This window comes from Propionicimonas sp., assembly GCF_049840635.1.
In the GTDB taxonomy this organism is placed as follows: Bacteria; Actinomycetota; Actinomycetes; order Propionibacteriales; family Propionibacteriaceae; genus Propionicimonas.
In genome coordinates this window covers 643,139-662,738 of record NZ_JASGKL010000004.1, presented here as the reverse complement: position 1 = coordinate 662,738, position 19,600 = coordinate 643,139, and the positions used below count along the sequence as shown (strand labels likewise).

Here is a 19,600-nt window from a genome sequence, read left to right as displayed (position 1 = left end):
CCCGAACCCGAGTCTCATATCAGCTCCGGTTCCCCCCGAACTGGACTGGCTGCCCCCCGGCAGTGCCCGCAGAACCCCCGGGTTCGTGGCGGGCTTTCCCCCTTTTCGGGGCGGTCGCCTATTCGAGGCCCGATTACCCGCGGATTCCGTCAACCGAGCGCTGCGAGCGCAAAAGGCAGGACCCCGGTCGCCCCGTTCTCGCGGAGCAGCCCGCCGGCAACCGTCATCGTCCAGCGTGAATCCACGACGTCGTCCACCAGCAGCACCGGGCCGGGCGTCGCGGCCAGCCACTCCGCCTGGGCCGGGCCGAGCCGGAACCGCCCGTACACCTGCCGCAGCCGGTAGGCACTGTTGGCCGCGGGCTCCTCCCACTCCGGGTCGCCGGTGAGCTCCAGGCTGCCGAGATCGACCAGACGGCCGGCGCGGGCGATCCCCGCGGCCAGTGAGGCGACCCGCTGCGGGTGGCGCAGGGACGGCACCGCCACCACGGCGACGGGTCGCTGCGCCCAGTCCCACTCCCGGAGCACGCGGACGCAGGGCGCGTGCACCCAGTCGGGGACCGGTCCGTCGGGAGAGGCCGTCAGCTCGCGCAGCCGCTGGCCGAGGCCGAGGTCGGTGAACCGCGCCAGCACCCTGCCCGGCTCGGCCGACGCACCGGCGGCGATCCGTCCCGACACGGGCACACCGAGGTTCGCCATTCCCGTCGGCCACAGGCTGCGGGGGGCGACCTCCACCCCCACCCGGTCGAGGTCGGCCCGGGCGGCTCCGACCTCGGCGTCGCCCACCGAGGCGGCGTACCAGGGTCCCGCGCAGCGGTCGCACCGACCACAGTCACGGGGGTCGGGGTCGTCGAGCGTCCGCTGCAGGAACGCCATCCGGCAGCCCGGGGCGTCGAGGTAGTCCCGCATCAGCTGCTGCTCGCGCGTGCGGGCGAGCGCCACCCGCTCGTACCGCTCGGCGTCGTAGGTCCACGGCTCGCCCGTGGCCTGCCAGCCGCCGCGGACGCGGGTCACCGCCCCGTCGACGTCGAGCACCTTCAGCAGGAGTTCGAGGCGGGCCCTGCGCAGGTCCACCAGTGGCTCGATCGCCGCCGTCGACAGCGGCCGGCCCGCGTCGGTGAGCGCGCCGATCACGGCCTGCGCGGCGGCGCGCGACGGCATCGACGCGGTCGCGAAGTAGTGCCAGATGTCCCGGTCGGCGGGCGTGGGCAGCAGCAGGACGTCGGCGCGCTCGACCGCGCGTCCGGCCCGGCCCACCTGCTGGTAGTACGCCACCGGGGAACTGGGCGCCCCGAGGTGGATGACGAAGCCGAGGTCCGGTTTGTCGAAGCCCATCCCCAGCGCCGAGGTCGCCACGAGCGCCTTGACCCGGTTGTCCCGAAGGCGCGCCTCCAGCTCCTCCCGCTCGGCGGGCTCGGTGCGGCCGGTGTAGGCGGCCACCGCGTGACCCTGACGGACGAGGAGCGCGGCCAGGTCCTCGGCCTGCGCGACGGTGAGCGTGTAGATGATGCCGCTGCCGGTGAAGTCCGCCAGGTGCGCGACGAGCCAGGCCACCCTGGTCTCCTCGTAGGGCAGCTTCAGCACGCCCAGCCGCAGGGAGTCCCTGGCCAGGCCGCCGCGGATGGTGACCACCTCGTGCCCGCCGGCACCCAGCTGCTCGACGACGTCGTCGACCACCCGGGCGTTCGCCGTGGCCGTGGTGGCGAGCACCGGCACGTCGGGGCGAAGGGTGGCGAGCAGGTCGCGGATCCTGCGGTAGTCGGGACGGAAGTCGTGGCCCCAGTCGCTGATGCAGTGCGCCTCGTCCACGACGAGCAGACCGCACCGGGCGGCCAGCGCAGGCAGTTGTTCCTCGCGGAACGTCGGGTTGTTCAGCCGTTCGGGGCTGACCAGCAGCAGGTCGACCTCGTCGGCCTCCAGGGCTGCGTAGGCCTCGCCCCACTCGGTGGCGTTGGCCGTGTTGATCGCGACAGCGCGGACGCCCGCGCGCGTGGCGGCGGCGATCTGGTCGCGCATCAGCGCCAGGAGCGGGGAGACGATCACGGTCGGCCCCGCGCCAGCGGCCCGCAGCAGGGAGGTCGCCACGAAGTAGACGGCCGACTTGCCCCAGCCCGTCCGTTGCACGACCAGGGCCCGCTGCCGCCGCACGACGAGGGCCGCGATTGCCTCCCGCTGGCCGTCGTGGAACGTCGCGTCGTCGCTGCCCACCAGGCGGCGCAGAACGGCGAGTGCCGCCGCATCGAAGTCCTCGGTACCGCTCATCCCGGCAGGCTACGTCGTCGCACCGACAACGCCGGCGTCAGCCCACCTTCTTCGCCTTCGTGGTCCAGGACGTGGTGGTGTAGCCGCCGCGTGAGACCGTGACCGTGACCGAGATCTTCCGGCCCTTGTCCGCCCTGGTGAGCGTGTAGGTGGACTTCGTGGCGCCCTTGATCGCCGACCCTGCCCGCAGCCAGCGGTAGCTGTAGGACGTGGGCGTGGGCGACCAGGTTCCCTTCTTCGCCGTCACGGTCCTCCCGACCTTGAACGTGCCGCTGGTGGACGGGGACGTCTTGCGGGTGAAGCTGCCCTTCGCCACGGTGCCGGCGCTGGCGGTCACGGTGTCGGAGACCGAGCCGATGCTCACCTCCGCGCGCACGGAGAGCGTGGTGCCCGCGTCCTTCGCCACGGCGGTGTAGGTCCGGGACGTGGCCCCGCTGATCGCCGTGCCGTCCCTGAGCCACTGGTAGCTGGTCGTGGTGGCGGAGGAGCTCGGCGTGATCGTCGCGGTGAGCGCCGTGCCGACCTTCGCCGTGCCGGTGACCTTCGCCGTGAAGCCGGCGAGCATCGCCGACTCGGCACTGACGGCGGCCGCGGCGTCCACGATGCCGGCGCCGCACTTCGCGGTGCTGCAGGTGCTCGACAGCGGGGTGGCGGTGTCGGTGAGGATGGCGGTGAGCTGGGCGGGGGTGAGGGCGGGGTCCAGCGACTTCAGCAGGGCGATGGTCGCGCTGACGTGCGGTGCAGCCATCGAGGTGCCGGCCATGCCGACGTAGGACGGGTCCCCGGCGGTCGTGGTGCCGCTGTTCCAGGTCGAGACGATCCACGCCGTGGCGTCGGTCTGGCTCGCGCCCGTTCCGCCCGGTGCGGCGACGGTCGCCGGGTAGCTGGACGTCCCGTAGTTGCTGTAGCTCGCCCGCGTCCCGCCGTGGGAGGTCGCGGTGACCCGGATCACGTTCTGGCAGTTGGCCGGGGTGGAGGTGGACAGCGACGTGCCGTCGTTGCCCGCGGCCACGACGACCGTGGCACCGGCGGCCACCACGTCGTTGATGGCGTTCTGCATCGCTGTCGAGCAGGTGCCGGTGCCGCCCAGCGAGAGGTTCAGCACGTCCACGGGGGTGGGGTTGGTCGCGGTGATCCCGCTCACGGTCAGGCCCGCGCCCCAGCGCAGGGCCGCGATGATGTCGGCGGTCTCCCCGCCGCAGTTCCCGAGCGCGCGCAATGGCTGCACCTTCGCCCCGGGCGCGACGCCGACGACCCCTTCGCTGTTGTTGCGGATCGCGGCGACGATCCCGGCGACGTGGGTGCCGTGCCAGGAGGAATCCGTGCCGTCGCTCGTGCAGTAGTCGCCCTCGTCGGTGGGGTCGGCGTCGCGGCCGTCACCGTCGCCGGAGGTGGAGGAGTCGGAGATGAAGTCGTAGCCGGCCACCACATTGCCGCCGGTGATCGAGGAGCGGGAGCCGGTCAGGTCGGGGTGGGCGGTGATCCCGGTGTCGACCACGCCGACGACGACGCCGGAACCGGTGGTGGCGGGCCAGGCGTCCTCGGCGTCCACGCCGTAGGAGCTGCCGGAGGCCAGGTTCCACAGGTAGTCGTAGTAGGTGTCGTCGGTCGAGGTGGGACGGAAGGTCACGGACGGCTCTGCGGCGGCGACGCCGTCGACGTCCTCGACCCTGGTGCCGACCTCGGCCTGCTGGTCGGCGGTGAGGGAGGTGTCGAGGGTGACCGCGACGGTGTCGTCGGTGATCGGCTGGACCTTCGTGACCTCAGCGCCGGCCACCGTCTCGGCGGCCTGGGCGACCACGTCCCTGCCCGCGCGGGACGGGTGGGACTGGTCGCGATCGAAGGTGACGATGATCGTGTTGGTGCGCGAGGTGGTGGTGCGTCCGGTGGCGGTGCGGTCAGGGGTACGGACGCCCAGGGCCGGGGTGTCGTCCCGGCTCCCTTCGGCGTAACCGGGGGTGGCGGGCAGCGCCACGCCGATGAGGGCCAGTGCGGCCGCGGTGGCGACCATCGAGCGTCGGGGCATTGCCGGTTCTTCTTCCTGCAGTGGGGGGATCGCTGTCGATGATGGCACGCGAGACGGTGTCCGTCCACGCGAACACGGCATCCATCACCCCTTGTCAGCGAGTCTTGGAGGGCGCGGTGAGGGAGCTTTGGCCGGGCAACGTCCGCTCTGTGCGGCGCCTGTGCCGCCAGCTATGCGGGATCCGGCGTGGCTGATCCAGTTCCGCGCCGCTAGCTTCCGTCCCGGTGCCACCCGTGGGGCGGTTCCTGCGCTCCCCCGTCCCGAAAGGCATCATGGCTCGACTCCGGCAACCCTGGCTGGGCATCATCGCGACCGCAGCGACCGTCGTGGTCTCGCTGCTGGCGATCGCCCCGTGGACGTACGCCGCGCTGGGTGGCGTGGTGGCGAACGTGACGATGTGCTCGATCCCGTTCACGGTGGTCGTCGGCTCGTTCTGGAAGGGCCGCGTCCGGTCGCCGGATGGGCGCAACCGTGGCGGGGCATCGGCCTGCTGCTGATGGCGGCCGTGGTTGCGGGCGTCTCCTACGCGGTGCTCGCCGCGACGATCGGCGGGGGCAGGGGTGACACGCCGTTCCTCGCGTTCGGCATCATCCTCTCTGTGGTCATCTGCTTCTGGCTGGACGTGGTGTGGGGCGGCTGGCCGTTCTCCCTCGGGCGGAACACGGTGGTCGGGGGCATCGGGCTGATCGTGGCCGCGTACGCCCTGACCGGGCTGCTGCTGCGCACCTTCGACTTCTCGGTCTTCGCCGGGCAGTCGTTCTCCGCCGGCATGGACCCGTCCGGACCGCTCCCGGCGTGGGACGGGCTGGTCGGCGGTGTCACGTGCCTGGCGACGATCTTCCTGTTCCTGCACCTCGAACTGTGGCCGTTGACCCGGTTCCCGCGGGTCATGCGCCAGCCCGTCCTCGGCCTTGTCTGGACGGTGCTCGTGCTGGGCGTGGGGATCGGGACCTACCTCCTCGGCACCCGGGTACTCGGGATCAGCCCCGACACGTTCATGGTCACGGTGCCGGTGCCGTTCATGTTCGGCACGGTGGTGGTGCTGACGATCCTCAAGGGATCCCTCACCGCCCGGCTCAGCGGCGTCCCTCGTGGGCTGGCCAGCGCCGGGATCGCCGCGGTCGTCGGTACGGCGCTCGCGCAGCTCTTCCTGCTCCTGCAGCCGGCGCTCACGCCGGACGTCCCCGCGCCCGGCGGCGCGTCCGGCACCCTCGACGTGCACCTGTGGCTGGGCAGCGCTCTGCTCGCCGTCACCTTCCCCGTGATGGCCATGTACCACGACCTGTTCCAGCTGTGGCCGCTGGCGAAGGTGTGCGACGCGGTCGCCGCGTCCTCGCGGGTGGAGCCGGTCGCCGTCGAGTGAGCGGGCGGCGTGGCGGGGGGCGCACGTCAACGATCGGCGAAGGCGTGGGGCTTGTTGGTCGGAATGAGGCCGTTCTGAGCCGCCATGGCGATCAACCCGAAGTACGCGGCGGACTCGCGAGCCTGCAGGTCGGCGAGTGCGGCAGCCAGACTGTCGGACGGTCCCGCCGCGGTGGCAGCCCAACCGCCGAACCTGCCAGCGATGCCCTCGATCCAGCGTGGCGTGACTCGACGACCCTCGAGCGCCTCCGACAGGACGTAGAAGACGGGCCACGGGTTGTCAGGGGGCGCGCCGCGACGGAACAGTGCGGTCCTGCCGGACGCCTCACTCTCCGCCGTCCGGGAGATTGCCCGACGCGACGACCAGGCGTCATCCATGGCGCGAAGGCGTTCGCCCAACACTGCAGCGACCGGAGCGTCGACGAGGTCGGCGATCCTCACACGTTCGGTGTGGGAGAAGATGGGCGGGAAGTCCTTCCCGATCCAGCCCTGCTTGAGCTGGGCGCGAAAGCCGACGCGGGCGAACCCTCCCTCGACAACGACGTTCAAGAGGCATTGCGTCTGGTCGTGCTCGATCAGGGCAACGGCCTCCGCGGCTGTGGGCCGGTACGGCGGCCGGACAAGGTTCCGGCCGCGAACTGCCGCAGCGAGGAATGCCCGGTGGGCGTTGGTTCCCGGGTCCTCGTCCGAATCCGCCCGACCGAGAGGCCCGCCCTGATCCGGCTCGGCGAAGACGGGCGGATCCAGGACGTCGCGTCCACTGTGGGCGATGTAGCAGACAGAGGCTCGCCACAGCGCACGGGACAGCTGAACCCTCGCTTCGAGCGGGAGCGATGAGCCCAACTGTTCGAGGCGCCGGTCCACGGACTCCACCCATTCCGGTGAGATGGGCTGGCCCAGCCTGTGCCAGGCCTCCACGTAGAGGCCGATCCACTCCTCACCCGGGAAGAATCCCAGGGAAGGCTCGGGAAGTCCGGCGAACATTGCCGGCAGCACCCGGGCGGACACCGCCTCCCGGAGAGCGCGCTCGGCGATCCCTTCCAGGGACGCCACCCCCTCGATGGTCCCGCGCAGCGAGGCAGCCTGCCGGCGCCGCAAGGCGTCGTCCTCGGCCAGCTCCTCCAGACGCAGCGTCCACGAAGCCTCCGAGTCACTGAGGTGAAGAATCACCTCGACGCACGGCGCGGCCCGGGTCGCTGAGACCTTGCCAAGGGAGCCCGGACACTCGGCGGGGCTGGGCAGATCATCCTCCGCCTCGTGCAGCAGGAGCTCCACGGTGATGCCGCCGACGCACGCAGACCGGGCAGCCGTGCGATCGCTCGTCACGTCGAGCCCGAGCCCGTGGGTGACCAGGTCGACAAACGCTGCCACGTCCTGCTCCTCTCCCCGCATGCGCGGATAGTACAGAGGCCAGCGCGGCTCGCGACTGATCCAGGGGTCGTTGCGCCTCGTTGCGCCTCGGTGTGATGTCTCAGGACAGCGGTGACAGTTCAGCATCAGGACATCGGTGACGGATCGTGTGTCAGGACTTCGGTGACGTTCGGTGGGTGCTGCGGGTCCGGCCGACGTAGGTCACCCCGGCCGCTGGTCGGGTGGTTTCCAGGAGGATCTCGCCGTTGTGGTCGATGACGGTGATCTGGTCGTCGTGTTGCTGGACGAGGACTTCGGCGAGGCCGTGTTCGGGGCCGACGAGGTATCGGACGTTGTCGAGTCCGAAGGTTCCTTGGCTGGTCAGGTGGCGGATCACGGTGCCGGCGGGCAGGTCGGGCGCCGGTGCGGGTCGGCGTCGCTTGCGGGGGCGGGGAGGGGTCGGCTGGCTGGTCAGGGGGCGGGGTGGTGCGGCTTTCGGAGTGGCGAGCCAGGCGGTCTCGGGGGTGACCCGGCCGGGCAGGCCTTGGTGGGGCCGCTGGGTGTTGTAGATCCGGTCGAAGGTGTCGACCTGGGCTTGCAGTTCCGCCAGGGACTCGGCGAGGGGTTGGGCGTCGAGCCAGCGGAACAGGGTTTGGTGGAAGCGTTCGTTCTTGCCCTGGGTGGTCGGCTTGTAGGGCTTGCCGGTGATCGCGTGGATGCCCATCCGGGTCACGTGGGTGAAGAGTTGTCCGGTGACACCGCGCCGGGACGGGTTGAGCGCGGCACCGTTGTCACTGAGGAGGCGTTGGGGGACGCCGTGGGCGGCGATGCCCTTGTCGACCACCGCGATCGCCGCAGCGGAGGTTTCGCTCCAGGCGACGTGGGAGGCGACCGCGTAGCGGGAGTGGTCATCGATCAGCTGGAAGACCACACACTTTCGGCCACCGGTGAGCACGTACTCGGTCGCGTCGAGCTGCCAGCACGCGTTCGGTGCCGGATAGACGAACCGGCGCCACGCGGCCCGTGGCCTCTTCTTCGGCTCGGCCCGGGCCACGCCGGCCTGGCGGAAGATGCGGGCCAACGCTGCGGTGGAGGGCACCACCGGCAGGCCCATCGCGGTCATCTTGTCGTGCACGCTGATCGGGCCGTGATCCAACCCGGAGGACTCCAGCACCTTGCGGACCGCGACCGCCTGCGCCTTCACCTGCTCGCTCAGCCGCGTCGGGGACGACCTCGGCCGCCGCGACCTCGGTTCGAGGACCGCCGCCTGCCCGTTGACCCGTGCCCGTTTGCGCAGCTCGTAGAACGACTTGCGCGAGATTCCGTGCTCGGCACAGAACGTCGACACCGCACCACGAGGGGCGTCGTCGGGCCACTCGGCGATCGCGAGACGGACAACAGGATCGATGGGGTCGTTGGCAGCCATCCGGCCAACCCTGCCGAGGAAGTGTCACCACCAAGAACCCCGGAACCGTCACCGATGTCCTGACGCAGAACCGTCACCGATGTCCTGAGAGATGACACTCGTTGCGCCTCGGCGCGTCCTCGTCATAGTCGCTTTTCCGTTCGTTTTTTATAGCATTTTCTCAGCTTCATAAGGCCATGCATGCGGCAATCCGGGACGAAAATGTCAGAGCCGGGTGATTGGCTGGACACATGGAAGCGACGAGCGTGCGATCGACCGGCGAGGTGCTGGCTGACGTCTCGGCGCTGCTGGACGCGGTCGACCACGACGGCCGACGGCTCGCCACCGACACCGACCTGCTCGGGATGCTGCAGGCGGCCGTGCAGGTCGCGGGACGGTGCACCGCGCTGGCCCAGCGTCTGGCGGGAGAGGTGGTGCGCGCAGAGGCCGCAGAGCACGCCCACGGGACGGGCGCCGCGTCGTGGCTGGCCGACACCACGAGGCTCACCCGGCGTGAGGCGTCCGCTCTCCTGTATGCGGGCCGCGACCTCGAAGCCTTCCCCCACCTCGCAGCGGCGACTATTGATGGGGCCGTGCTCCCCCAGCAGGCGCGATCGATCAGCCGCGTCCTGATCGACCTCCCTGACGACCTGCCCGCCGGAGCCGTGTGCGAGGCCGAGCAGCTGATGGTCGGCTACGCCGGCCAGTTCAACTCGGCCGAGTTGGCAACCCTGTCCCGGCGATTGCTGGAGGTGCTGGCCCCCGACGTCGCCGAGGAGTCCGACGCCCAAAGGCTCGAACGCGAGCACGAACTCGCCGTCCGGAACCGGTACCTGCAGTTCCACCACGACGGCCACGGCACCACCGACCTGAAGGGCTCGCTGCCGACCGTGGACGCCGAACTACTCATCCGCCTCGTCGACGCCCACGCCGCCCAGCAGAAGCGGGCGCTCGAAGCGCTCGACCCCCACCAGACCGTCCCGAGCCGCGGCCAGCGCCGCGCCGACGGCCTGATGGCCCTCGTCCACGCGCACTCCCAGCAGGCTCTCGCGCCCAGCCAGGGTGGCGACCGGCCCCGCGTCGTGGTGCTGCTCGACTACGACAAGCTCCACAAGAAGTGCGTGGACGCCGGCCTGCTCGGCGCCGGAGAGCAGGTGGCCGCCTCCGTGTTGCGGAAGCTGGCCTGCGACGCCGACGTGCTGCCCGCGGTGCTCGGCGGCGCGTCCGAACCCCTCGATGTCGGACGCACCCAGCGCCTCGTCACGGGCCCCATCCGCGCGGCTCTCGAGGCCCGGGACCGCGGCTGCGCCTTCCCCGGCTGCGACAAGGCTCCCGCCGACTGCCACGCCCACCACATCCGGCCCTGGTGGAACGGCGGCCACACGGCGCTGTCGAACCTCGTCCTCGTCTGCCCGCACCACCACGGCATCGTCGAGCCACCCCACCAGCCCACCATCCACCGCTGGGAGATCCGGCTCCGCGACGACGGACTCCCCGAAGTCCTCCCGCCCGACTACGTCGACCGACAACGAAGACCGCGACAGCACGCCCGCTTCCGGCTGCGATCAGGCCGGGATCCCGGGTCAAGCCCGGGATGACCACCCCCACCCTGTCGTCCAGGCGAAGCCCGCGATCCCCGCGCCACCAGGCCGACGACCCAGCAAGCCTGTCATCCCGGCGGAAGCCGGGATCTCGACGACGCAGCGGCCGGCTTCCACGCGGAGATCCCGGGTCAAGCCCGGGATGATCGCACCCACCCTGTCATCCCGGCGAAAGCCGGGATCTCGACGACACAGCGGCCACCACCCACCCGGAGATCCCGGGTCAAGCCCGGGATGACAGAAAGCGTGGCGGACGCGCTCGCAGGGCCGCCGCAACCTCCGCCCGTCCACGTTGTGGTGGCCGCAAACGGCGCGAACTCACGACAAACCGTCCACCTTGGCTACGGGCGAACCCGCGTCCACAACAAGGTGGACCCGACTGCGGCGAACTCACGACAAACGGTCCACCTTGAGGATGGACGACGATGGCAGGGCCGGCGTGCCTCCTGCGGGGCGGCGCGAGACCGGGGTCTACTTTCAGCCCTTCTCGAACCCTCTCGGGACGACCCGCGTCTCGCCTTACCGGCTGAACGGCCGCGCAGCCGATCGTAGTGGGACAGCTACGCCGACAGGGTGAACAGGGGACGACAGCCCGCCGTGGTCACGACCTCCCCGGAGTGCGTCACGAACACGGCTTCGACACCCGGCTGGGCCTCCACCGCGGCGACGCCGACGGCGAGGCCTCCACACTGGGCGATCGTCGCCCACAGGTCGGCCGTCATCGAGGATGCGCAGACGATCGTGACGCCGGCCAGGTCGGTGTCGAAGGGGCGGCCCGTGAGCGGGTCGAGCATGTGGTGGTAGCGGCGTCCGTCCACCTCGAGCACCCGTTCGTACACCCCCGAGGTGACCGCGGACGCGTCCCTCAAAGCGAGGCTGCCCAGCACGGTCCCCCGCCCGGCGCCCGGCGACTGGACCCCCACCCGCCACGGCGCGCCCTCCTCGGCCGACCCCATCGCCACGACGTTGCCACCCAGGTCGATCAGGCCGTTGTCGACGCCGTGCTCGCGATACACGTCGGCGGCCCGATCTGCCGCGTACCCCTTCGCGATCGCGCCGAGGTCGAGCCGCATTCCCGGCCTGCCGAGGTGGACGGAACAGCGTCCGTCGTCCAGCTCCACGTCGCAGGGGTCCGTGAGCGCCAGCAGCCGCTCGATCTCCGCGTCATCGGGGACGCGAGCGTCCGCGAACCCGATCCGCCACGCCTTCACGACCGGACCGATCAGCGCGTTGAAGCTCGTGCGGTACTCGCGACTCGCCAGCACCGCCGTCCGGACGAGCCCGTACACCTCCGGGTCCACCTCGACGGCACGATCCCCCGCCGCGACGTTGATCGCCTCCACCTGCGACCCTGCGCGGGCGGCCGGCGGCCCGTTCACCGTCAGCCGTCGCTCCAGGTCGCGGAGAGTCCGAGCGACCGCCAGGGTCACCGCCTCGTCCACCGCACCGGGTACGCACAGCGTCGCCAGCGTCCCCATCAGGGGAAACGTCGTCACCGTGCGCTCGCCCACCGCGATCAGACTCCGTTCACGCAGTTCTTCCCGGCGACGTAACCGTAGAACATGCACAGCGAGTGGCTGAGCCCCTTCAGGCAGATCGGGTACTCGACGGCGTACCGGTTGCCCTGGATGTTGCCGGCCACGTAGAGCCCGGGAATGACGTTGCGCTCGTTGTCGAACGTGCGCCCCTCCTCGTCGCTCTCCAGGCCGCCGGCGCAGACCAGCATGCCGGTGACGCCCATCCGGACCCCGTAGAACGGGCCCTGCTCCAGCGGGAACAGCCGCTTGGCCGGCTTGCCGAAGTCGTCGTCGTAACCCTGTCGGGCGAGCTGGTTGTACCGGGTCACCGACGCGCAGGACGCCTCCGCCGGCAGCCCGAGCTTCTCGAACAGCTCGTCGAGGGTGTCGGCCTTCTGCACCTGGTGGGTCTCGACGGCCTTGTCCAGGTCGGCGCGGGAGCGGTAGCTGCGGTCCCAGTCGTTGTTGGCCGGCTTCTCCTCGGAGTAGTAGCAGATCGTGCCGTGGCTGGCCGGCATGTACTCGACCTGCTCGGGCCACTTGTCGTCCCACAGCTGGAAGGCGAGGCGGTCGGGCTGCAGCTCGATCTGGTTCTCCAGTTGCTGGCCGGGGACGCTCTCGTTCATGAACCGCTGCCCGTGGGAGTTGAGGAACAGCCACGGGGTGTTGCCCATCACGCCGCCGGTACCGGACGTGCCGCCCATGTGGTGCACCATCGGGGCGTGGTTCTGCTGGATCCGGGCGCCGGCCCAGGCGCCGAGCTTCAGCCCGTCCCCGGTGTTGGTCGGCCTGCCCTCGACGTCCCTGTTCAGCCAGACGGCCGGCAGTCCGTTCTCGATGATCTCGGGGCAGTAGTAGCGCACCATCTCGGTGTTGCTGCCGTAGTCACCGGACGCGAGGACGACGCCCTTGGACGCCAGTGCCTTCACGTACTTACCGGTCTTGGCGTTGCGGGCGATCACGCCGACCACGCGGTTGCCGTCCTTGAGCAGCTTCACGGCGAAGTGGCCGTAGAAGGTGGTGACGTCGCCCTCGGCGATCGCCTTGGCCATGTTCGCCTGGAACACCGGTGCCTGGTTGGGCAGGAACTCGACCGACGTGGGGTAGGTCGGGAAGTTCTCCTCGCGGTAATCGTAGTGCTTCGGCAGCGGGTGGTACAGCGGCACCAGGAAGGACGCGGCGTTCTCGTCGGGGATGTCGGCCCGGTTGGTCGGGGCGATGTACAGGTCGGGCTTGGCGGAGATGTACCAGTCGAAGACCTCCGAGCAGTGGTGCGCCCAGCGGGAGATGATCGGACGCTTGATCCGGTAGGAGCACTCCTTCATCAACCGGTCGGTGATCTCGTCAGGGTTCATCGTGGCCCGTCCCCAGGCCTCGTTGAGGGTGCCGTTGATGACGGCGTACTCGCCGCTGCGGCACTGCGGCTCGGCGGCCTTCTCGAAGACGACGACCTTCGCGCCCTCCTCGGCGGCCGACCGGGTAGCGGTGACGCCCGCGACGCCGGCGCCGATGACGATCACGTCGCACTCGATCGTGGTCTCGATGTCCTCGTCGGGGACGGCCGGCTCGGCGCCGAGCCACGGCGGCGGAGTGACCTCCTCCGGGTGCTCGGAGACGATCATCGGGTCGGCCTCGCCGGACGCCTTCGCCAGCGCCCGGTCGACGGCGGAGATCAGCCGCTTGCTGGACATGGTGGCGCCGGTGATGATGTCGACGGCGGTGGAGTTGAGGGCGATCATCCGCTGCGGGAGGACCTCCCAGACGTTCTCCTCGCTGAACTGCTCCTCGGCGTGGGTGGCGCCGATGATCTTGATGTCCTCGATGCCGTTGACGTCCACGGTCACCTTCACGGTGATCACCCCGTGCAGGTCGTCGAACGACTCCAGGTAGACGTTCGGCACGTACACGCGGGACGCGGCGCGGGCGGCGTTCACCCGGCGCTCCTCCGCAGCCATGTCGGCCTCGACGAAGTCCCACAGCGAGTCGGGGACGGCCAGGCCGACGCAGGCGTCGCGGCGGATGAAGGTGGCGATGGGCTCGCCCGCGGTCACCTTCTGCACCCAGTTGGGCTCGACGATCAGTTCGCGTCCGACGGCCACGCCGGAGAACCCGGCGTCCAGGGCCTCGGTGACCTGGTCGAGCTGCATCACGCCGCCGACGCCGATCATGGGGACGGACGCGAGGGTCTCCGAGCGCTGGGCGATCAGCTTCGCGAGCAGGGTCTGGGTGTCCGCGGTGTCCACGATGGAGGTCTGCATCAGCCGCTTGGTGGAGTAGTGCAGGTAGTCCAAGCCCTCGGCGGCGAGCTGCTCGAGCAGGTAGATCGTGTCGTCGTGGCGGATGCCGGGAACCTCGATCTCCTCGGGGCTGAATCGGTAGCCGACGACGAAGCCCTCGGCGGGGACGGCGTCCTTGACCGCACGGAGCACGGCCAGTGGGAACCGGGCGCGGGCTTCCCGGGTGCCGCCCCACTGGTCGTCGCGGCGGTTGGAGTGCGGCGAGAAGAACTGCTGGACGAGGTAGGTGTTGGCGCCGTGGATCTCGACGCCGTCGAAGCCGGCCTCGACCGCGCGGCGAGCGGTGGCGGCGAACTCGGCGATGATCTCGTCGATCTCGGCAGCGGTCAGTTCGCGCGGCACGACGGCCTCGGGACGGGGTGCCGCGACGGCGCTGGGGCCGACGGGCTGGCGTCCGTTGAGCTGGCCGGGCGAGCACATCCGTCCGCCGTGGAAGATCTGCAGGATGGCGCGCGAGCCCTTGGCCTTGATCGCCTCGGCGACCTTCGCCAGGCCGGGGATCTCGCCGTCGTTGTCGAGCCCGATGCCGCCGGGGAACACCTTGCCGAGCGGGTCGATGTGCGCGCACTCGACGATGACCGCACCCGGACCGCCGGCGCGCATGCCGTAGTACAGCGGCAGCTCGTCGCTGCAGATGCCGTCGTGACTCGCGTTCAGCGTCGTCATCGGCGCCATCAGCACCCGGTTGGGGAGCTCGACTCCGCAGCGGAGGACGAGCGGATCGTTCATCGAGATGGCCATGGATGTCCTGTCGGTATCGGCGTGGTTCAGCGTCCGGTGGGCGGTCGCGCACCCGGCCACTGCACTGCGGCCGACGATGCTTCGGGCGTCCCCCGGGGACGATCCAACGCTAGCTTCAGGCGCCCCCAAGGTGAATCTGACTATGGCATTCATGCAAGAAGCGGCACAGCCCATGCGGGCTGCAGGGGGATGCGCGATGATCAGCTGCGTCGCACGGTCGTAGGCTCCCGGGGATGAACGGACTCTTCTCGCAGGACGGCTATGCGCTGCGGCTCGACTGGGGAGCGTCAGGCGCGCAGCGTTCACACGCAGACCTGGCAGTGGTGATCGACGTGCTCAGTTTCTCGACCACCGTCTCCATTGCGGTCGATCGGGGCATGCTCGTGTACCCGTATCGGTGGGATGACGAATCGGCCGAGTTGTTCGCACGCAACCACGATGCCGTGCTCGCCCTCGGCCGCCTCGAGGCGCGACGTTCTGGCGGCACCGCACCATCGCTCTCCCCGTCCGCACTCCTGAACTGTCAGCCGGCCTCGAGGCTGGTGTTGCCATCTCCCAACGGCTCCGCGATCTGCGAGGCGCTCCGGCAGCGGGAGATCGGGGTGGCTATTGGCAGCCTTCGCAACGCCACCGCAGCAGCGCACCACGTCCGCAACGCTCTGGACGCCGGACTGACGGTGACCTTCATCGCCGCCGGTGAACGATGGAACGGCGACGACACCCTCCGGCCGTGCCTGGAGGACCACCTGGGAGCCGGCGCCGCGCTCGCGATCCTCGCCGAAGGAGGTCTTGCCGGCCGAATGAGCCCAGAAGCACGCGCCGCAGCACTCCTGTTCACGGCACATTCCGCCAGCTTCGGCCAGGCCATTCGCGAATGCGTCTCCGGCAAGGAGCTCTCAGCGAGAGGCTTCGAGGCCGACGTTGCCGCCGCAGTCGAGATCGATGCGTCGCCCCACGTGCCGGTGCTCATCGGAGGAGCCTTCACGCTCAACTCTTGAGTGCACCGGTGTCCGGCTCTCGATCGCGGAACGGCACGGCACAGGAGCCTGACTGTGACTTCGTCCCCCGAACTCGGTGGACAAGGTCACACCCTGCCCGCAGCTCAGCCGTAGAGGCTGGTCCCGTGGTCGACGTAGAGGATCTGGCCGGTGACCGCGCGGGACGCGTCGGACGCGAACCACAGGATCGCCTGGGCCTGGTCCTCGGCGGAGGCGGTCGGCAGCGTCGTGTCGATGTGGCGTGCGCACATGTCGGCGAACTCGCTGTGGAACGTGGCCGCGGCCTCGGGCGCGTTCAGGGGCGTCGGCGTCGGCCCGGGCGCGACCGCGTTGCAGCGGATGCCCGTCGCGGCGTAGCGGATCGCGATGTTCTTCGTCATCGCGTTCACGGCCGCCTTGGCCCCGCTGTAGGCGATGCCGGCCACTCCCCCGGCCCCGATCGACGACACATTCACGATCGCGCCAGCGCCGACCCGCTCCATGTGCTCCAGTGCGTACTTCGACATCGAGAACACCGAGTACTGGTCGATCCTCGTGACCTGGTCGAACCACTCCTCGCTGCACGCGTCGATCGGCAGGTGCCTGTCCGCGATCCCGGCGTTGTTCACCAGCACGTCGATCCGGCCGTACGCGGCGATCGTCGCGTCCACCAGGCGCCGGCAGTCCTCCGCGACGGCCACGTCCGCGGCCACGGCGATGGCTGTCCCGCCCGCCTCAGCGATCTCCGCGACCACCCGCTCGTTCGCGTCCTGCCGACGTCCGGACACCACCACCGTCGCGCCCTCCCTGGCGAACAGCAGCGCGGTCGCCCTGCCGATCCCCGAGTTCGCGCCGGTGACGATCGCCACCTTGCCTTCGAGTTGTCCCATGCCTGCCTACCGTAGGGCCGGATCGACCAGGATCTTCAACGCGCTGCTGCGCTCGGGTCGGCACAGGCCGCGGGTCACCACGTCGTCGAGGCCGATCACGTCACCGACCATGTCGGGGAACGCGACCTTCCCGGAACGCAGCATGTCGAGGAAGATGCCGATCTCCTCGCGGGTGTACACGAAGCTCCCCATCAGGTCGATCTCGCGCGGGCCGAACTGCGCCTGGACGAGGTCCATCGGCGTGGCGATCGTGCCCAGCAGCACCACCTGGCTGCCGTTCTTCGCCGCGGCGAACACACAGTTGCGCAGGCTGGTGGCGTTGCCGGCGCACTCGAACGTGACGTCCGCACCTTCCGGACGGCCGAGCGCCTCGCGGATGTCGCCGGCCAGGTCGGTCGACTCCAACGCATGGATGCACACGTCCGCCCCGTACCGCCGCAGCAGATCGAACTTCGCACTGTTGGTGCCCAGCACCACCAGCCGCCGGGCTCCGCCGGCCTTCAGGAACTGAATCGCACCGAGCGCCACCGGTCCGGCGCCGGACACCACCACGTCGTCGCCCACTCGGAAGCTCGACCGGCGGACGCCGTGCAGCGCCACGCAGACCGGGTCGTACAGCACCGCATCACGGGGATCGACGCCCTCCGGGACGGGGATCAGCATCGTGTGGTCGGCGTCGGCCACCAGCATGAACTCCGCCATGCCGCCGTCCGGGCCGCCGATGCCGTTCGTGTGCGGGAACGCTGACGAGCAGACGTTGGTCTTGCCCACCCGGCACGCCGGGCAGCCGTCCGCGCACGCGTCCGGGGGGCCGCAGATGATCCGCATTCCCACCGTGCAGTCGCCGCGGACGCCCTCGCCCACTTCGATGATCTCGCCCACGTTCTCGTGGCCGAGCACCATGTCCGGCGGCAGGATCGGGTGCTCGTAGGCCTCCACGTCCGTGCCGCACAGGCCCGCGTAGAGCATCCGGACGACGAGTTGCCCCGGCCCCGCGTGCGGGACAGGACGCTCCTCCACCCGGAGGTCGCCGGTGCCGTACAGGACTGCTGCGCGCATGCCTCGCCCCTACAGCTCGTGGCCGAGGCGGGCGCCGGCGGCGATCGCGTCGACGATCAGCTGCGGGTCGGCCGCGTCACCGATGGTGTGCACCTCGGCGCCCAGCCCCTGGGCGAGCGCCGTGGCCGCCTTGTTCGGGTGCAGCGGCAGTGCCGTCATCACGGTGTCGGCCTCCAGCAGCCGCGTCCCGCCGTCCTTCGTGCGAACGACCAGGCCCTCCTTCGTCACCCGGTCGTAGGTCACGTCCGTGACGAACTCGACGCCCTGATCCTCCAGCCAGAACAGCAGGTACGGCTTGAGGAAGACCTCCAGCAGCCCCTCGCCGATCTCGTCGCGGGACGCGGTGTCGACGATCGTCACCTGCTTGCCGAGGCCGATCAGGTACTCGGCGGTCTGGCAGCCGTGCAGGCGTCCGCCCATGATCACGACCCGCTTGCCGATCATCACGTCGCGGGCCACGGGGAGCGACTGGAGGGTGCGCAGTGCCCCAATCGGCACCACCTGCAGCAGCGTCTTCGCCATCTTGTGCAGCTCGGCCGCGGGCAGCACGTTCGACCCGTTGATGCCGGGGATCGCCGGCACCTCGTGGGTGCCGCCGGCCGCGACCACCACGGCGTCCGGGTGCTCCTTGGCGAGCATCTCGTGCGTCGCGGCCTTGCCGAGGTGGACGGTCACGCCGGCGGAGTGCACCTGCCGATCGAGGTAGTGGACGAGCCCGGCGATGTCCTCACGCGGGCCCTTCACCAGTGCCGCCACCGGCAGCGAGCCGCCCAGCTTGTGCAGCTTCTCGTACAGCACCACCTCGTGGCCGCGCAGCGCCGCCACGCGGGCGGCCTCCATGCCGGAGGGTCCGCCGCCGACGACGACGACCTTCTTCTTCACCGGCGCCGGGCGGATCGCGTACTCGCGCTCGTGGCCCAGGCTCGCGTTCACCCGGCAGCGGACGGGCTCGAAGTGCTCGCAGGCGTCGAAGCAAGTCATGCACGAGCTGCACGGGTTGATGTCACGGGTGTCCGCGTGCAGCACCTTGTTCGGCAGCCCCGGGTCGGCGAACAGCCGCCGGTTCATGCTGACGATGTCGATCTTGCCCTCGGCGATCGCCTTCTCGCCGATCTCCCAGTCCAGCCGTCCGACGGTGATCACCGGGACGGTGACGACCTTCTTGATCTCCGCAGCCATCGGGATGTTCGCGCCGGCTCCGCGCCGGGACGCGTCCACGTACGGGTCCACCGGGCCGGTCCGGTGCGGGTAGAGGTACATGTCCGGGAAGTGCAGGCTCTCCCGGCGGTCGACGTCCTTCGTCCATGTGTAGTACTCGCCGCGCACCTCCAGGGCGTCCGCCCCGGCCGCGACGAAGATCTTCGCGAACTCGGTGCTCTCCTCGATCGTGATGCCGTTGTCGAGATCCACCTCCATGCCGTTGAACAGCATGATCAGCGGCCAGTCCGCCCCGTTGCGCCGCTTGATCTCGCGGATGATGTTCACCGCCACGCGCGTCCGGTTCTCCATGGAGCCGATGCCGTACTCGTCCTCGCGGCGGTTCCACGCCCGGGAGAGGAAGTTGTTGATGAAGTGGTTGCAGGCGGCGTTCAGCTCGGTGCCGTCCAGGCCGGCCTTCTTCTGCCGCTCGGCGCACTCGCCGAACAGGTCGATGATGTCCTCGATCTCGGGGACGGTGAACGCCCGGTAGTCGCCGAAGCCGGGACGCGGGGACTCCTCCCGCGGGATCGCCGACGCCGACGCGGACGGCGGGACATTGATCAGCAGCGGCGCCATCGGCCCGAGGTGGAACAACTGCCCGAACGCGACCGCGCCGTGGCGGTGCACGACGTCGGCCCAGCGCTGCCAGCCGGGGATGTAGCGGTCGTCGATGATCCGGAAGCCCGGCATCTTCGCCTCGAGGTCGCGGCCCAGCGGGCCGCTCGCGGACGAGATCAGCGCCGTGCCGCCCTTGGCGAGCGCCTCGAAGTAGTCGAGGTAGCGATCGTTGATGTAGCTGCCCGAGTCCGGGTCGTCCCAGAAGAAGCCGGTGCCGTTCTTCATGAACCGGTTCCGCAGCTCAAGATTGCCGATCCTGATCGGCGCTGCCAGGTGGCTGTACTTCGTTGTCATCG

Annotated in this window: 12 protein-coding genes and 1 pseudogene; 4 read left to right on the top strand and 9 right to left on the bottom strand. The window is 70.2% G+C overall.

The annotated features are described in order from the left end of the window. Positions 1-149: 149 nt before the first annotated feature. Positions 150-2,261 (bottom strand): RecQ family ATP-dependent DNA helicase, encoded by a 2,112-nt coding sequence (locus QM779_RS03305; RefSeq protein WP_428531557.1) that lies wholly within the window; start codon positions 2,259-2,261, stop codon positions 150-152. A gap of 37 nt (positions 2,262-2,298) precedes the next feature. Then, positions 2,299-4,287, bottom strand: a complete 1,989-nt coding sequence (locus QM779_RS03300; RefSeq protein WP_428531555.1) for a S8 family serine peptidase — start codon at positions 4,285-4,287, stop codon at positions 2,299-2,301. Between the two features lie 272 nt (positions 4,288-4,559). On the opposite strand from QM779_RS03300, the gene QM779_RS03295 reads away from it, so the two are divergent. Then, a complete protein-coding gene (locus tag QM779_RS03295; RefSeq protein ID WP_428531552.1) occupies positions 4,560-4,784 on the top strand; it encodes a hypothetical protein in 225 nt (74 codons plus the stop codon). Then, positions 4,784-5,650: a hypothetical protein gene (locus QM779_RS03290; RefSeq protein WP_428531549.1), complete on the top strand. Its 867-nt coding sequence runs from the start codon at positions 4,784-4,786 to the stop codon at positions 5,648-5,650. Before QM779_RS03295 ends, QM779_RS03290 begins: the two co-directional genes overlap by 1 nt. A gap of 26 nt (positions 5,651-5,676) precedes the next feature. On the opposite strand, the gene QM779_RS03285 is transcribed toward QM779_RS03290, so the two are convergent. Further along, the gene (locus QM779_RS03285) at positions 5,677-7,041 is read right to left on the bottom strand and encodes a hypothetical protein (protein ID WP_428531546.1); all 1,365 of its coding nucleotides are present in this window, start codon (positions 7,039-7,041) and stop codon (positions 5,677-5,679) included. Positions 7,042-7,453: 412 nt separating this feature from the next. Then, positions 7,454-8,425: pseudogene (locus tag QM779_RS03280) on the bottom strand (integrase core domain-containing protein); the annotation flags it as partial. A 230-nt stretch (positions 8,426-8,655) separates the two neighbouring features. Here QM779_RS03280 and QM779_RS03275 point away from each other — a divergent pair. Beyond that, positions 8,656-10,002 carry a DUF222 domain-containing protein gene (locus QM779_RS03275; RefSeq protein ID WP_428531543.1) on the top strand — a complete coding sequence of 449 codons (1,347 nt, stop codon included), beginning with the start codon at positions 8,656-8,658 and terminating at the stop codon, positions 10,000-10,002. Between the two features lie 563 nt (positions 10,003-10,565). Here QM779_RS03275 and QM779_RS03270 read toward each other — a convergent pair. Further along, positions 10,566-11,516: an FAD:protein FMN transferase gene (locus QM779_RS03270; RefSeq protein ID WP_428531540.1), complete on the bottom strand. Its 951-nt coding sequence runs from the start codon at positions 11,514-11,516 to the stop codon at positions 10,566-10,568. Between the two features lie 5 nt (positions 11,517-11,521). Beyond that, positions 11,522-14,560: an FAD-dependent oxidoreductase gene (locus tag QM779_RS03265; protein ID WP_428531537.1), complete on the bottom strand. Its 3,039-nt coding sequence runs from the start codon at positions 14,558-14,560 to the stop codon at positions 11,522-11,524. Positions 14,561-14,793: 233 nt separating this feature from the next. On the opposite strand from QM779_RS03265, the gene QM779_RS03260 reads away from it, so the two are divergent. Next, on the top strand, positions 14,794-15,558 hold the full coding sequence (locus QM779_RS03260) for a 2-phosphosulfolactate phosphatase (RefSeq protein WP_428531534.1): 765 nt from the start codon (positions 14,794-14,796) through the stop codon (positions 15,556-15,558). Positions 15,559-15,662: 104 nt separating this feature from the next. Here the strand turns inward: QM779_RS03260 and QM779_RS03255 are convergent, their stop codons facing one another. Genes QM779_RS03255 through QM779_RS03245 form a run of 3 tightly spaced genes read right to left on the bottom strand, consistent with a single transcriptional unit; the run spans position 15,663 to position 19,598 of the window. Further along, entirely contained in the window at positions 15,663-16,427 is a 765-nt protein-coding gene (locus QM779_RS03255) for an SDR family NAD(P)-dependent oxidoreductase (protein WP_428531531.1), read from the bottom strand. A 6-nt stretch (positions 16,428-16,433) separates the two neighbouring features. Next, positions 16,434-17,486 (bottom strand): zinc-dependent alcohol dehydrogenase, encoded by a 1,053-nt coding sequence (locus tag QM779_RS03250; protein WP_428531528.1) that lies wholly within the window; start codon positions 17,484-17,486, stop codon positions 16,434-16,436. A 9-nt stretch (positions 17,487-17,495) separates the two neighbouring features. Continuing rightward, a complete protein-coding gene (locus tag QM779_RS03245; RefSeq protein WP_428531525.1) occupies positions 17,496-19,598 on the bottom strand; it encodes an FAD-dependent oxidoreductase in 2,103 nt (700 codons plus the stop codon). Positions 19,599-19,600 lie beyond the last annotated feature (2 nt).

Coding starts and splice junctions, on each gene's coding strand:
- QM779_RS03285 (WP_428531546.1), bottom strand. CDS start 7,041: ATGCGGGGAGAGGAGCAGGACGTGGCAGCGTTTGTCGACCTGGTCACC.
- QM779_RS03290 (WP_428531549.1), top strand. CDS start 4,784: ATGGCGGCCGTGGTTGCGGGCGTCTCCTACGCGGTGCTCGCCGCGACG.
- QM779_RS03260 (WP_428531534.1), top strand. CDS start 14,794: ATGAACGGACTCTTCTCGCAGGACGGCTATGCGCTGCGGCTCGACTGG.
- QM779_RS03250 (WP_428531528.1), bottom strand. CDS start 17,486: ATGCGCGCAGCAGTCCTGTACGGCACCGGCGACCTCCGGGTGGAGGAG.
- QM779_RS03295 (WP_428531552.1), top strand. CDS start 4,560: ATGGCTCGACTCCGGCAACCCTGGCTGGGCATCATCGCGACCGCAGCG.
- QM779_RS03275 (WP_428531543.1), top strand. CDS start 8,656: ATGGAAGCGACGAGCGTGCGATCGACCGGCGAGGTGCTGGCTGACGTC.
- QM779_RS03245 (WP_428531525.1), bottom strand. CDS start 19,598: ATGACAACGAAGTACAGCCACCTGGCAGCGCCGATCAGGATCGGCAAT.
- QM779_RS03255 (WP_428531531.1), bottom strand. CDS start 16,427: ATGGGACAACTCGAAGGCAAGGTGGCGATCGTCACCGGCGCGAACTCG.
- QM779_RS03300 (WP_428531555.1), bottom strand. CDS start 4,287: ATGCCCCGACGCTCGATGGTCGCCACCGCGGCCGCACTGGCCCTCATC.
- QM779_RS03305 (WP_428531557.1), bottom strand. CDS start 2,261: ATGAGCGGTACCGAGGACTTCGATGCGGCGGCACTCGCCGTTCTGCGC.
- QM779_RS03265 (WP_428531537.1), bottom strand. CDS start 14,560: ATGGCCATCTCGATGAACGATCCGCTCGTCCTCCGCTGCGGAGTCGAG.